Origin of the sequence: Sphaerotilus mobilis, assembly GCF_004216565.1 — a bacterium.
In the GTDB taxonomy this organism is placed as follows: Bacteria; Pseudomonadota; Gammaproteobacteria; order Burkholderiales; family Burkholderiaceae_C; genus Sphaerotilus; species Sphaerotilus mobilis.
Map to the genome: position 1 here is coordinate 989661 of NZ_SGWV01000007.1, position 13349 is coordinate 1003009.

12 protein-coding genes and 1 tRNA gene are annotated in these 13349 nt (G+C 66.4%); 1 reads left to right on the forward strand and 12 read right to left on the reverse strand.

Going from position 1 to position 13349, the window contains the following annotated elements; genetic code table 11:
- Positions 1–7 precede the first annotated feature (7 nt).
- The gene (gene rnr / locus EV685_RS04665) at positions 8–2341 is read right to left on the reverse strand and encodes a ribonuclease R (RefSeq protein WP_130480768.1); all 2334 of its coding nucleotides are present in this window, start codon (positions 2339–2341) and stop codon (positions 8–10) included.
- Between the two features lie 159 nt (positions 2342–2500).
- Between rnr and EV685_RS04670 the strand changes: the two genes are divergently transcribed.
- Positions 2501–2585 (forward strand) — tRNA-Leu (locus EV685_RS04670).
- A 158-nt stretch (positions 2586–2743) separates the two neighbouring features.
- Here EV685_RS04670 and EV685_RS04675 read toward each other — a convergent pair.
- The 11 genes from EV685_RS04675 to EV685_RS04725 all read right to left on the reverse strand — a co-directional run bounded on the left by EV685_RS04675 (position 2744) and on the right by EV685_RS04725 (position 13335).
- Positions 2744–3265: a phosphoribosyltransferase gene (locus EV685_RS04675; RefSeq protein WP_130480769.1), complete on the reverse strand. Its 522-nt coding sequence runs from the start codon at positions 3263–3265 to the stop codon at positions 2744–2746.
- Between the two features lie 54 nt (positions 3266–3319).
- Positions 3320–4657, reverse strand: a complete 1338-nt coding sequence (locus tag EV685_RS04680; protein WP_130480770.1) for an adenylosuccinate synthase — start codon at positions 4655–4657, stop codon at positions 3320–3322.
- Positions 4658–4704: 47 nt separating this feature from the next.
- On the reverse strand, positions 4705–5868 hold the full coding sequence (locus tag EV685_RS04685) for an ATP phosphoribosyltransferase regulatory subunit (RefSeq protein ID WP_130480771.1): 1164 nt from the start codon (positions 5866–5868) through the stop codon (positions 4705–4707).
- 105 nt (positions 5869–5973) lie between these two features.
- Positions 5974–6162, reverse strand: coding sequence for a DUF2065 domain-containing protein (locus EV685_RS04690; protein ID WP_130480772.1), 189 nt, complete (start codon positions 6160–6162; stop codon positions 5974–5976).
- Between the two features lie 18 nt (positions 6163–6180).
- Complete coding sequence (hflC, locus tag EV685_RS04695; protein WP_130480773.1) at positions 6181–7071, reverse strand: protease modulator HflC; 891 nt, start codon at positions 7069–7071, stop codon at positions 6181–6183.
- A 26-nt stretch (positions 7072–7097) separates the two neighbouring features.
- Complete coding sequence (hflK, locus tag EV685_RS04700; RefSeq protein ID WP_242615416.1) at positions 7098–8390, reverse strand: FtsH protease activity modulator HflK; 1293 nt, start codon at positions 8388–8390, stop codon at positions 7098–7100.
- A 24-nt stretch (positions 8391–8414) separates the two neighbouring features.
- On the reverse strand, positions 8415–9749 hold the full coding sequence (gene hflX / locus EV685_RS04705) for a GTPase HflX (protein WP_130480774.1): 1335 nt from the start codon (positions 9747–9749) through the stop codon (positions 8415–8417).
- A 51-nt stretch (positions 9750–9800) separates the two neighbouring features.
- On the reverse strand, positions 9801–10040 hold the full coding sequence (gene hfq, locus EV685_RS04710; RefSeq protein WP_242615417.1) for an RNA chaperone Hfq: 240 nt from the start codon (positions 10038–10040) through the stop codon (positions 9801–9803).
- Between the two features lie 112 nt (positions 10041–10152).
- The gene (gene der, locus EV685_RS04715; protein WP_130480776.1) at positions 10153–11499 is read right to left on the reverse strand and encodes a ribosome biogenesis GTPase Der; all 1347 of its coding nucleotides are present in this window, start codon (positions 11497–11499) and stop codon (positions 10153–10155) included.
- Positions 11500–11536: 37 nt separating this feature from the next.
- Positions 11537–12664, reverse strand: coding sequence for an outer membrane protein assembly factor BamB (locus EV685_RS04720; RefSeq protein WP_242615418.1), 1128 nt, complete (start codon positions 12662–12664; stop codon positions 11537–11539).
- Complete coding sequence (locus EV685_RS04725; protein ID WP_130480778.1) at positions 12661–13335, reverse strand: YfgM family protein; 675 nt, start codon at positions 13333–13335, stop codon at positions 12661–12663. The genes EV685_RS04720 and EV685_RS04725 overlap by 4 nt, the downstream gene beginning before the upstream one ends.
- Positions 13336–13349 lie beyond the last annotated feature (14 nt).

The following is a 13349-nucleotide window of genomic DNA, read 5'->3' on the forward strand; positions in this document are numbered from 1 at the left end:
CCTTCGATCAGGTCCGCGAACGGCGCGGCTTGGCGCTGCGCGTCACCGCGCTGCCGTCACCGGTCGCCGCGCTGGCGCCCTTGCCGGCCGATGTCGCCTTGCCCTTGCCGGGCTTGGCCACCTTGGGCGGCCGGGTCTTGCGGGTGGCGCTGCTGGCGGCCTTGCGCGCAGCCTTGCGGACCTCGCGGTCAGTCTCCTGCACGTTGGCAAGCTCGGCCTGTGCGTTGCCGGTCTTGGGCGTGCGTTCGCGCGGACTGCGCTGCGATGCGCCGGGCGCTGCCGCGCCGCCTTCGCGGACCAGCCGGAAATCGATCTTGCGGCCGTCCAGGTCGACCCGGCTGACCTGCACCTGGATGCGCCCACCCACGGCATAGCGCACCCCGGTGCGTTCGCCGCGCAGTTCCTGGCGCACCTCGTCGTAGCGGTAGTACTCACCGCCCAGTTCGGTGATGTGCACCAGGCCTTCGACGTAAAGGTCATTGAGCTGGACGAACAGGCCAAAGCTGGTGACCGCGCTGATCGTGCCGATGTATTCCTCGCCGAGGCGGTCGCGCATGAACTTGCACTTGAGCCAGGCCTCGACATCGCGTGACGCCTCGTCGGCACGCCGTTCATTGGCGCTGCAGTGGATGCCAGCCGACTCCCAGACCGCCTGAGCCTGCGACTTCGCGGCACCGGCCTTGGCAGGCTTCAGGTGCGCATGCGATTCCTGCTCGCGCGCGGCCTTGGCGTTCTTGGCGGCCTGCGCCAGACCACGCCGGTCGCTGCCGGTGTTGGGCGGACGCGGCAGGTCGATCGTGTACTTCTTGCCCGCCAGGATGGCCTTGATCACGCGGTGCACCAGCAGGTCGGGGTAGCGCCGGATCGGGCTGGTGAAGTGCGTGTAGGCCTCGTAGGCCAAGCCAAAGTGGCCGCTGTTGATGGGGGTGTAGATGGCCTGCTGCATCGCCCGCAGCAGCATCTGGTGGATCTGTGCCGCATCCGGCCGGTCACGCGTCTGCTGCGCGATCATCTGCAGTTCGGACGGCTTCGGGTCCTCGCTCAACACGAAGCCCAGGCCCATCGAACGCAGGTAGTTCTGCAAGGTCTGACGCTTCTCCGGCGTCGGGCCCTCGTGCACGCGGAACAGGCAGGGATGCTTGGCGGCGTGGATGAAATCGGCGGCACAGACGTTCGCCGCCAGCATCGATTCCTCGATCAGCCGGTGCGCCTCGGTGCGGGTGCGCGGCACGATCTTCTCGATGCGGCCGTTGTCGTCGCAAACGATCTGCGTCTCGGTGGTCTCGAAGTCGACCGCTCCACGGATGGCTCGCTGCTTGAGCAGTGCCCGGTAGACCTCATGCAGGTTGATCAGGTCGTTGACCCGGGCGGCACGCTTGCGGGCCTCGGGGCCGCGCGTGTTGGCCAGGATGGCCGCCACCTCGTTGTAGGTGAAACGCGCGTGCGACAGGATCACCGCCGGATAGAACTGGTAGGCCACGACCTCGCCCGTCGCGTCGACCAGCATGTCGCAGACCATGGTCAGGCGTTCCTGGTCCGGATTCAGCGAGCACAGGCCGTTGGACAGTTTCTCCGGCAGCATCGGGATGACCCGCCGCGGGAAGTAGACCGAGGTTGCACGCTCGAAGGCGTCACCGTCGAGGGCTTCGCCGGGCTTGACGTAGTGGCTGACGTCGGCGATCGCCACCAACAGGCGCCAGCCTTTGGCGCGTCCGATCTTGGCGGGTTCGCAGTAAACGGCGTCGTCGAAGTCGCGCGCATCCTCGCCGTCAATCGTCACCAAGGGCACGTCACGCAGGTCGACGCGGCCCTTGAGGTCGATCGCGCGCAGGCGATCCGGCAACTTGGCGGTCTGCGCCAGCGTCTCGGTGCTGAAGTTGTGCGGCACCTCGTACTTGCGCACCGCGATCTCGATCTCCATGCCGGGATCGTCGATGTCGCCGAGCACTTCGGTGATCCTGCCGACCGGCTGCGAATAGAGCGACGGCGGCTCGGTCAGTTCGATCGCAACCACTTGGCCGGCCTCGGCTTTGGCGGTCGCGTTCTTCGGGATCAGGATGTCCTGCCCGTAGCGCTTGTCCTCTGGTGCCACGATCCAAGCGCCGCCCTCGAGCAGCAGCCGGCCAATGATCGGCGCGCGCTTGCGCTCGACGATCTCCAGCACACGGCCCTCGGGCCGTCCCTTGCGGTCCAGGCGGATCACCCGGACCTTGACGCGGTCACGGTGCAGCACCGCCCGCATCTCCTGGGGTGCCAGATAGATGTCTGGCTCCCCGTCCTCCCGGATCACGAACCCGTGACCATCGCGGTGCCCTTGCACCGTGCCCTCGATCTCACTCATGAGTGTGGCGTTCAAACAATACCTCTTGCTTTTCGATTTCGATGGATGCTACACTTTCTTTCTCAGTTGATCACTGCAACAAGTCAGCGAACAACAAAAGAAAGTCAGAAGAAAAAGAACAAAACGGTCTGGCAAAACGGTCAGACCAGCGCAAGTCAAGCCCAGGTGGCGGAATTGGTAGACGCACTAGTTTCAGGTACTAGCGGGTAACTCCGTGGAGGTTCGAGTCCTCTCCTGGGCACCATCATTCAACGGCCGACAGCCACAAGCTGTCGGCCGTTTTGTTTTGTGGCCGGCAAATTCGTTCGCGCGGGACATGCCCTTGAACGTCGCCCCGACATGAACGATCCAACAAAAACGCCCGGACTTGCCGGGCGTTTTGCGTTGTGCACAGCCAGTCGCTCAGACGGCCAGCTTGCGGGCCAGCCCGTCCGGGCGCAAGCCGTCGTATTCCTCGAAGGGCTGATGGATCCACGGGCTGGTGGGCAACATCTCGACGTAGTAGTCGGGCACATAGCTCGACACACCCTTGACCCACAGCACGGCAGACTTCAGTTCGCGGATCGACGGCATGCCGCGCAGCCGTTCGACCACCGCCTGCAGCGTCACGCCCGAATCGGCGAGGTCATCGACCAGCAGAACACGCCCCGCCAGTTCACCCTTGGGCATGGTGATGTACTTGGCCATGTCAAGACGGCCCTGGATCGTGCCGGCTTCGGCTCGGTAGGAACTCGTCGACATGATGGCCAGCGGTTTGTCGAACACCCGCGAGAGCACGTCCCCGGGACGCATGCCGCCACGTGCCAGACACAGGATCTGGTCGAACTCCCAGCCCGAGTTATGCACCTTGAGCGCCAAGCGCTCGGTCAGCAGGTGGTACTCGTCCCAGGACACATACAGGTGCTTGCCATCGTCGGTGAGCATCGGTCTTTCCCTTATCAGCGGTGAACGTCGTGGTGGTCCCGTGACCCGTGCGGCTTAGGCCTTGTACGGATGACGCAGCAGGATGGTGTGGTCGCGGTCCGGGCCAGTGGAGACCATGTCGATCGGCGCACCGATGAAGGCCTGCACCCGCTCGAGATAGCGGCGCGCGTTCAGCGGCAACTGGTCCCATTCGGTGACGCCGAAGGTGGTCTCGGTCCAGCCCGGGAAGGTCTCGTAGATCGGCTCGGCGGCGACGATGTCGTCGGCGTCAAGAGGCAAGATGTCGATGGTCTCGCCGCGCAGCTTGTAGCCGATGCCCATCTTGATCTCGGCCAGGCCGTCGAGCACATCGAGCTTGGTGATGCACAGGCCCGAAATGCCATTGATCAGGATCGAGCGCTTGAGGGCAGCCGCATCGAGCCAGCCGCAGCGACGCGCACGTCCGGTCACGGTGCCGCGCTCCTGGCCGATGGTCGACAGATGATGACCCACGCTGCCGGCCTCATCGATCGGCAACTCGGTCGGGAACGGGCCGCTGCCCACGCGCGTGGTGTAAGCCTTGGTGATGCCAAGGATGTAGTGCAGCTTGTCCGGACCGACGCCCGAGCCGGCGGCGGCGTTGCCGGCCACGCAGTTGCTCGACGTCACAAAGGGGTAAGTGCCGTGGTCAATGTCGAGCAGCGTGCCCTGAGCGCCTTCGAACAGCACGCTGCCGCCGCCCACATTGGTCGCATGGATGCGTACGCCGACGTCGGCCAGCATCGGCTTGATCTGCTCGGCCAGTGCCATGGCCTGGTCAAAGATCGGCTGGAACTCGAGTGGCGTGCCCTTGAGGAAACCCGACAGCGCGTGGTTGTGCAGTTCGAGCAGGTCTTTGAGCTTGCTGGCGAAACGTTCGGGGTGCTTGAGGTCCTGGGCCCGCAACGCACGGCGCGCGACCTTGTCCTCGTAGGCCGGGCCGATGCCCTTGCCGGTCGTCCCGATCTTGCCGGCACCGCTGGACTCGCGCAGCGCCTCGCGGGCGCGGTCGACCTCGACGTGGAAGGGCAGGATCAACGGGCAGGACTCGCTGATGTACAGGCGCGAACGCACGTTCAGCCCGGCAGCTTCCAGACGCTCGATCTCGAGCATCAGGTGGGCCGGATCAACCACCACGCCGTTGCCGATGTAGCAGGCCACGCCCTCGCGCATGATCCCCGACGGGATCAGCTGCAGCGCTGTCTTCTTGCCGTTGATCACCAGCGTGTGGCCGGCGTTGTGGCCGCCCTGGAAGCGCACCACGGCGCTGGCATGGTCGGTCAGCCAGTCGACGACCTTGCCCTTGCCTTCGTCACCCCATTGGGTGCCGACCACGACAACGTTGCGGCCCGACGCGGCACTGCGTGTATCCATCTCTAGATCCGATCGAAAGGAAAAACTCGGGTGCAGGCGACACGCACTCAGCGTGCACGCACCCACCACTGGCCCTGTTCGGCGACCAGTTCACGGTCGCAGTCGAACTCGTCGGCCTCGTGTTCATGGCCCGGCAGCACGCTGACCACCGTCTCGCCTTCACGGCGCAGACGGCGCACGACAGCGCGCAGATCGGGGTCTTCGCTCCAGGGCGCGCGGATGGCGGCACGACGGCCATCGAAGCCGACACCGCCCACCACCGCCTTCAGGTCCAGGCTGAACCCGACCGCCGCGCGCTTGCGGCCAAAGACCGCGCCGACATCGTCGTAGCGTCCGCCGCGGGCCAGTGCATCGGTACAGCCGCGGCCGTAGATCGCGAAACGGGCGCCGCTGTAGTAGCCCTGACCGGACATGTCACCGAGGTCGAAACCAAGGGCCAGCTCGGGCTGCAGCGCGTGCAGGTGGCGCGCCAGCCAATCGAGGTCATCCAGGGCTGCGCGAACCAGCGGAACATCCGGAAGACGATGGCGTGCCTGCACCAGCAGGTCGGCACCCCCATACAGATCGACCAGGGCGAGCAAGCCCGCGCGCACGACCGGCGGCAAGGCGGCACCGAGGTCCTCGATGGCGGTCCGATCCTTGGCTGCTAGGGCGGCCTCGACGGCATGTCGGGTGTCGGTCATGACCTCGCCACAGGACAGCACGCCGCGCAGCAGGCGCGCATCGGACAGGTCGAGCAGCAAACCGCCGATGCCCGCGCGACCCAGGCACTCGAGCGCCAGTTCGATGATCTCGAGATCAGCCTCCAGGCCGGCGTGACCATAGGTCTCGGCGCCGAACTGCAACGGCTCCCGGCTCCCATGCAGGCCGCTCGGGCGGGTGTGCAACACCGGACCGCAATAGCACAGACGGGTCAGGCCGACGCGGTTGAGCAGATGGGCGTCGATGCGAGCAACCTGCGGCGTGGTGTCCGCACGCACACCCAGCGTGCGTCCGCTGAGCTGGTCAACCAGCTTGAAGGTCTTCAGGTCGAGCGCATGCCCGGTGCCCGACAACAGCGACTCGATGTGTTCGAGCAGCGGTGGCATGACCAGCTCGTGGCCATGGGCTCGCGCGGCATCCAGCATGAGGCGGCGCAGTTCTTCGATGCGGCGCGCTTCGTGCGGCAGGACATCGGCAATGTGCTCGGGCAGCAGCCAAGCTGAGGACATGGCGTTTCGTGAACTCAAAACGCCGGATTCTAGCGGCCGGCACCTTGCAGCCGGCCGACACCGGCACAGGGTTGGGAAGAGGCCCGTCGACGCCGATAGTCGGCGTCAGGGCCAGTTGAGCAGCAGCAACAGCAGCCCGATCAGGATGCTGCAGAGACCGAAGAAACGGATCTGCCCATCATGAAGCTTGAGCACCTGCTCGAAGACCTCGCGCCAGCGCTGCGGACTGATCAGCGGCATCAGCCCTTCGAAGACGAGCATCAGTGCGAACGCGATCAGCAGCGTCTCGACCATCGGCGATTCAGGCCTCGGTCACTTGCGCGTCGCAGGCGCACCACCCGGGCTACCCCGCATGGCCTTGAAGAACTCGCTGCCCGGGTCGACCACGATCACGTCGCTCTTGCTGCGGAAGCTGGAGCGATAGGCCTCCAGGCTGCGGTAGAACTGCGCGAACTGCGGGTCACGGCCGAAGGCGTCGGCGTAGAGCGCGGAAGCCTTGGCGTCGCCTTCACCCTTGAGCTTCTGCGCGTCGCGGTAGGCCTCGGCAAGGATGACCTCGCGCTGCTTGTCGGCATCGGCGCGAATCTTCTCGCCCTCGGCCGAACCTTGTGAGCGCAACTCGTTGGCCACGCGCTTGCGCTCGGACTCCATGCGACGGTAGACCGACTCGGTCACCGTCGAGGCGAAGTCCACGCGCTTGATGCGCACGTCAACGATCTCGATGCCGAAGTTCTTGGCGTCGTCGGCCATGCGGGTCATGACGTCCTGCATGACTTTCTCGCGCTCGCCCGACAGCATCGAGCGCACGCTCCGCTTGGTCACTTCCTCGTTGAAAGCGGCCTGCACGATCGGCGTCAGACGAGCTTCCGCGTTGCGCAGATCGATGCCGGTGTTGCGGATGAACTGACGCGGCTCGACGATGCGCCACTTGACCAGCCAGTCGATCACCAGGGTCTGCTTCTCGGCCGTGAAGATCGGCCGGGTCTCGGGACTGTCCAGCGTCTGGGTGCGACGGTCGATCAGGATGACGTTCTGCAGCGGAGGCGGAAGCTTGAACTTCAGGCCCGGCTCGGTGATGACTTCCTTGATCTCGCCGAGCGAGTAGACGACCGCGACGAAGCGCTGGTCGACCACGAACAGCGTGGACATGGCGGTCATCAAGACCAGCAGCACGCCGACGACGATGAGTCCGATTCGATTCATGGGGAGGGATCCTTCTGGGCTCGGTCTCAACGGGCGTCGCGGCTGCGCTGGCCGTCACGCGAACGCACATCGGTAACCGGCGCCGGCGCGGTCTCGATGGCGGGCGGCACGGGCGCATTGAGCGCCGGCGAGGAGGAAGACGGCGCGGCCTGCTGGATCAGCTTGTCCAGCGGCAGGTAGAGCAAGTTGCTGTTGCCGCGCGAGTCGACCATGACCTTGCTGACGTTGGCGTAGACCTGCGCCATCGTGTCGATGTAGAGCCGGTCACGGGTCACGGCTGGCGCCTTCTGGTACTCGGTCAGCACCGAGCGGAAGCGTTCGGCATCACCTTCGGCCTGGGCGATGACACGGGCGCGGTAGCCCTGTGCTTCCTCGTTCAGGCGAGCCGCCGCACCTCGGGCCTTGGGCAGGATGTCGTTGGCATAAGCCTGGCCTTCGTTCTTCAGGCGCTCGCGATCGGCGCCTGCCTTGAACGCATCGTCGAAGGCGGCCTGGACCTGCTCGGGCGCCTGCACGCTCTGGACGTTGGCGTTGACCACCAACACGCCGGCCTTCAGGCGATCCATCTGGGCCTGGATGGACTTGACCAGGTCGACCGCGATGGCGTCGCGCTGCTCGTAGAGCACCGAATCCATGTTGCTGCGGCCCACGATCTCGCGCACGGCGGATTCGGCCGCCTGTTGCACGGCCTCCTCGACGTTGCGGTTCTCGAACAGGAAGTCCTTGACCTCCTTGAGACGCCACTGCACGGTGAAGCGGATGTCGACGATGTTCTCGTCCTGCGTCAGCATCGACGAGTCGCGCAGACCGGTGGCCTGCACGACGTTGTTGCGACCGACCTCGGTCGAACGGGTCTGCGTGACCGACACCGTCTCGTGGGCCTGGAAGGGATAGGGCCAGCGGAACTGGATGCCGGCGTCGACCGTGCGGGCGTAACGCCCGAAGGTCAGGACCACCGCCTGCTGGCCTTCCTGGACGATGAAGAAGCCACTGCCCAGCCACAGCAGCGCGACGATGCCGGCGATCAGGCCGCCACCGATGCCCAGCATGCGCGCATCCGAAGGATCGCCACCGCCGCCGCCGGAACCCCCACTGCGGTTCCCAGGGGTGCGCCCGCCGAACAGGCCACCGAGCTTCTGGTTGAAATCGCGCCAGAGTTCGTCGAGGTCGGGCGGACCGTCGTTGCGGCCGTTGGCCATCAGGCCGACGCCGGCGAGCGACAGCGCGCGACGGCCGGCACCTGAGGTCAAGGCGCGGGCGGCCGCAAAGGCCTCGGCCAGTCGGGTTCCCAGGCTCAGGGTGTGGGGCATGGATGTCATGGGCTGAATGCTAATGGCTGGCGATCAAGCCGCACGGTGGCGGGACCGATGTTCGTCAACGTTGGCGCCGTGCTCGGCGTCATCGGGCGCAGCTTCGAGCAGGTCGTCGGGCAGAGGTTCCATGGACGCATCGACATCGTCGAGGTCAAGGCTGGCATCGGCACCGACCTCGGCATCGACATCGACATCGAGTGACCGGAAGCGGACATCCGCGGGCAGGGTGTCGACCTGCGCATCCGCATCGATGGAGGCTTGCGCGATCGCCGCGCGCAGTTCGGCCAGGCCGATGCCTTCGGCCGCGCTGAGAAACAGGCGCGGCACGATGCGACCGGGCTCCAGCTCGTAGTGATCGACGTTCTCGCGTGGTCGCGCATCGTCCTCGATCAGATCGAGCTTGTTGAAAACCAGCAGCTGTGGCAGGTCGTCCGCGCCGATCTCACGCAACACACGCTGGACCTCCTGGACCTGCTCCAACCAGGTCGGGCTGGCACCGTCGACCACATGCAGCAGCAGATCGGCCTCGGCGGCTTCCTGCAGCGTGGCCTGGAAGGCTTCGACGAGGCCGTGCGGCAGGTCACGGATGAAACCCACGGTGTCGGACAGCGAGACGCTGCGCTGCGCGGCCTCGAGGTACATCTGTCGCGTGGTGGTGTCGAGCGTCGCGAACAGCTGGTCGGCCGCGTAGGTACGGGCCTTGACCAGCGCATTGAACAGCGTGCTCTTGCCGGCGTTGGTGTAGCCCACCAGCGAGACACGGAAGGTGCCATGGCGCTCACGCGAGCGACGCTGCGTGTTGCGCTGGCGCTTGACCTTGGCCAGGCGCTCCTTCACGGACTTGATGCGCGCATCGATCATGCGGCGATCCAGCTCGATCTGGGTCTCGCCAGGACCACCACGCAGACCAAAACCGCCGCGTTGTCGTTCGAGGTGGGACCAGCGCCGCACCAGGCGGGTCGCCAGGTATTGCAGCCGGGCCAGCTCGACCTGCAGCTTGCCCTCGTGGCTGCGCGCGCGGGCCGCGAAGATCTCGAGGATCAGACCGGTGCGATCAAGCACCTCCACGCCGATGTGACGTTCGAGGTTGCGCTGCTGCGCGGGCCCCAGGGCCTGATCGAAGATGACGCAATGGGCCTGGTGCAGGGTCACCAGTTCCTTGATCTCGTCAGCCTTGCCACTGCCCACGTAGAACGCGGCATCGATGGCCTTGCGGCGCGCGATCAGGCGTGCGACCGGCTCGTCACCGGCCGATTCGGCCAGCAGCGCCAGTTCGTCGAGGGTCGGGTCGAAAGAAGAACCGGTACCCAGGTCGACGCCCACGAGCACAGCCCGCGGACGTGCGACAACTTCCGTGTCGGTCAAGGTGATCGAAGAATCTGGGAGGAAAGGGTACCGGTCGGGGGGAGAGCCAACTCAGGCTTCCGGCGTGTCGTTCGGGTGGAAATTCACCGGACGACCGGGCACAACGGTGGAGATTGCGTGCTTGTAGACCATCTGGGTCACCGTGTTTCGCAGCAGGACGACATACTGGTCAAAGGACTCGATGTGACCTTGAAGCTTGATGCCGTTGACGAGGTAGATCGACACCGGCACATGCTCCTTGCGAAGCAGGTTCAGGAAAGGGTCTTGCAGCAATTGCCCTTTGTTGCTCACGATATTCTCCGTGTTGAAAAGTTCGGAAGTCTGGACCATAACACAGGGTTTCCGCCCATCGCAGGCCCCGGACATGGCCCTGAAACACGGGCCTGTCGTCGATCCGCAAGCCTCAGCGCTCGTCGTCCGCAAAGGGGTTGTGCGAGCTGCGCATCTCGATGCGCAAGGGCGTTCCGACCAGCTTGAAGTGCTCGCGGATGCGGCCTTCGAGGTAGCGCTTGTAGACGTCCGTCACATGCTCGACCGCATTGCCGTGGACCACCACGATGGGGGGGTTCTGGCCACCCTGGTGCGCATATCGCAGCTTGGGTCGGAAGGCACCTGCGCGCTTGGGCTGCTGGTAGGACACCGCGTCCTGCAGCAGACGGGTCAACTGCGGCGTCGGCATCTTGCGGGTGGCCGACGCCCACGACGCGTCGATGGCCTGCCACAGCGGGCCCAGGCCCTGGCGGCGCTTGGCCGAGATGTGCACGATGGGCGCAAACTTCAGAAAGGACAGGCGCGACTCGATCGAGCGCTCCAGCATCTCGCGCTGGTAGCTGTCGATGGCGTCCCACTTGTTAACGGCGATCACCACCGCGCGGCCCGACTCAAGGATGTAGCCGGCGATGTGCGCATCCTGGTCCGACACGCCTTCGAGCGCATCGATCAGCAGCAGCACGACGTTGGAATCGGCGATGGCCTGCAAGGTCTTGACGACCGAGAACTTCTCGATCGCCTCGAACACCTTGCCCTTGCGACGCAGCCCGGCTGTGTCGATGATCTCGTAGCGCTTGCCGTCGCGCTCGAAGGGCACGGTGATGGCGTCGCGGGTGGTGCCCGGCAGGTCGAACGCCACCAGACGTTCCTCCCCGAGCCAGGTGTTGATCAGCGTGGACTTGCCGACATTGGGGCGACCGCAGACGGCCAGACGCAGCGGCCGGTCCTCGTCGCTCACCGCCTCGTCGTCCTCGTCATCCTCGGGCGAGATGAAGTCCTCGAGCGCGGTCTCGATCAAGCTTCGGATGCCCTGGCCGTGGGCCGAGGAGATCGGGTGCGGCTCGCCGATGCCCAGCTCGTAGAACTCGGCCAGCAGAGGAGATTCCTGCATGCCCTCGGCCTTGTTGGCCGCCAGCAGCACGCGCTTGTTCGCGCCACGCAGGTAGCGCGCGATGTCGTGGTCCTGTGCGGAAAGACCCGCCCGAACGTCGACCACGAAGATCACGGCATCGGCCTCGGCGACCGCTTGGCGGGTCTGCTTGGCCATTTCCTTGAAGATGCCGTCGGTCGATTCGGGCTCGAAGCCGCCGGTGTCGATGGCGATGAATTCCTGGCGGCCGACCTTGCCGTCACCGTAGTGGCGGTCGCGGGTCAGGCCGGCGTAGTCGGCCACGATCGCGTCGCGGCTGCCGGTGAGTCGGTTGAACAGGGTGGACTTGCCGACGTTGGGTCGTCCGACGAGGGCAATGACCAGTTTCATGATGGGCTCTCTTGCAGGCGGGCGGCGACGCGCCCGCTCAATCGGGTCGGAAGGCGTAGATGCCGCCCGACTGGGTGATGGCCAGCAGCGTCGTGCCGGCACGCACCAGCGGTGCGGCGATGCCGCTGCCGTCGGTGGGCAGGCGCAGCAGGCTGTCGCCCCGCTCGCGGCCGAAGAAATGCAGCCAGCCTTCGAAGTCGCCGAAGACCACCGTGCTGCCGCTGATCAGCGGCGCACTGAGGCGGCGGTTGCGCACGCGCTCATGGCTCCACAGCAGATCGCCGCTGGAGGCCTTCCAGGCGCTGACGCGGTCGCTGCCATCGGCGGCGATCAGCACGTCGGCATCGGCCGCGACGCCCTGGTAGCCGCCGAAGTTGCGGCTCCAGCGCAGTTGGTTGCGCTCGACCTGGACACAGCCCACCGACGACTGGAAGGCCCGCAGGCAAAGCACGTCGCCGAGGCGAACCGCAGGCGCCACGAGGTCAGCCAGACGCTCGACCTCGTTGGTGCCACGCTGGGCCGGCAGCGCCAGCTCCTGGCGCAGCGTGCCCAGCAGCGGGTCGATCTGCAGCAGGCGGGCGCCCTGCCCGGCCAGCAGCGTGTCCTTGAACGGCAGGAGCACGCCGGGCTGGGCCAGCGCGAGGGGCTCGCCGCTGCGCGACAGGCTCCAGAGCTTGCGGCCGTCGAGCACGTCATAGGCCTCGATGGTGCGGTCCACGCGCTGGACGAAGACTCGCTCGCCGGCCACCAGCGGCGCGGTGACCGCGCGCGAGCCGAGCCGGCTGCGCCAACGCACCTTGCCACCTTCGAGCACGATCAGGTCGTTGCTGGCGCCGACCACCGCGATGTGGCGACCGTCGCTGCCGACACCGGCCGTCAGGGGCTCGCCCACGGCGATGCGGGCGCGCTCGGCACCGGTCGCGACGTCCAGCGCAAGGACCACGCCATCACGCGACGCCACCAGGAAGCGATCGCCCTGCACCGCCACGCTGAGCCCGGCGACCGGTGCAGCGCCCAGCGACTGGCGCCAGACCTGCTTGCCGGTGATGCGCGGGACCACGACCTCCAGCGGCGCCGGCTTGGGCGGCGATGCGCCGCAGCCAGCCAGCAGAGCGGCCGCGCCAATCAGCGCGGCGGCACCGACGAGGCGGGCAACCGATCTCACGGTTGGGCTCCAGATGCGGCAGCGTCCGGCGCCGGTGCGGCGCCCAGCGCGATCAGCTTGGCCTCGATCAGGCGGCGGTAGTCCAGCGTCGGATCCATCGCCTTGTAGGCCTGCTCGTAAGACTTGATGGCCTCCGCCTTCTGGTCCAGCGCCATCTGGATGTCGCCGCGGCGGTCGGCGACCAGCGCCTCGTAGCCTTCGGGCAGGTCGGTCGGCAGCGTCTTCAGGGCCTCGTCGGCCTTGCCGGCATCAAGCAGCAGGGCCGCCAGCCGCAGGCGAGCACCCACCTGGTATTCCCGCACGCTGGACTGATCGGCCACCCAGGCGAGGGTGGCGCGGGCCTCGTCGGCCTTGCCCTTGTCCGCCTGCACCTTGGCGGTCAGCAGACCGGCCTGGCCGGCGATCGGCGCGCCGGCATAGCGCGACTTCAGGTCCTCGAAGATCTTGCCGGCACGATCGGCATCGCCGACCAGCACGGCGCGTTCGACCTCGTCGTACATGCCGTTGGCCTTGCTGGCCTGGTCACGCTGCCACCACTGCCAGCCCGACCAGCCGGCATAGGCGCCCAGCACGAGCACCAGGCCCCAGCTGATGACGTTGCCCCAGCGCTTCCAGAAGTGCTTGAGCTGATCGATCTGTTCCTGTTCTTCGAGGTCGAGGTGCGTGGCCATGCAGTGCCTGAGGG

Coding starts and splice junctions, on each gene's coding strand:
- EV685_RS04725 (WP_130480778.1), bottom strand. CDS start 13,335: ATGGCCACGCACCTCGACCTCGAAGAACAGGAACAGATCGATCAGCTC.
- EV685_RS04675 (WP_130480769.1), bottom strand. CDS start 3,265: ATGCTCACCGACGATGGCAAGCACCTGTATGTGTCCTGGGACGAGTAC.
- hflK (WP_242615416.1), bottom strand. CDS start 8,390: ATGACATCCATGCCCCACACCCTGAGCCTGGGAACCCGACTGGCCGAG.
- rnr (WP_130480768.1), bottom strand. CDS start 2,341: ATGAGTGAGATCGAGGGCACGGTGCAAGGGCACCGCGATGGTCACGGG.
- der (WP_130480776.1), bottom strand. CDS start 11,499: ATGAAACTGGTCATTGCCCTCGTCGGACGACCCAACGTCGGCAAGTCC.
- hflC (WP_130480773.1), bottom strand. CDS start 7,071: ATGAATCGAATCGGACTCATCGTCGTCGGCGTGCTGCTGGTCTTGATG.
- EV685_RS04680 (WP_130480770.1), bottom strand. CDS start 4,657: ATGGATACACGCAGTGCCGCGTCGGGCCGCAACGTTGTCGTGGTCGGC.
- EV685_RS04685 (WP_130480771.1), bottom strand. CDS start 5,868: ATGTCCTCAGCTTGGCTGCTGCCCGAGCACATTGCCGATGTCCTGCCG.
- EV685_RS04690 (WP_130480772.1), bottom strand. CDS start 6,162: ATGGTCGAGACGCTGCTGATCGCGTTCGCACTGATGCTCGTCTTCGAA.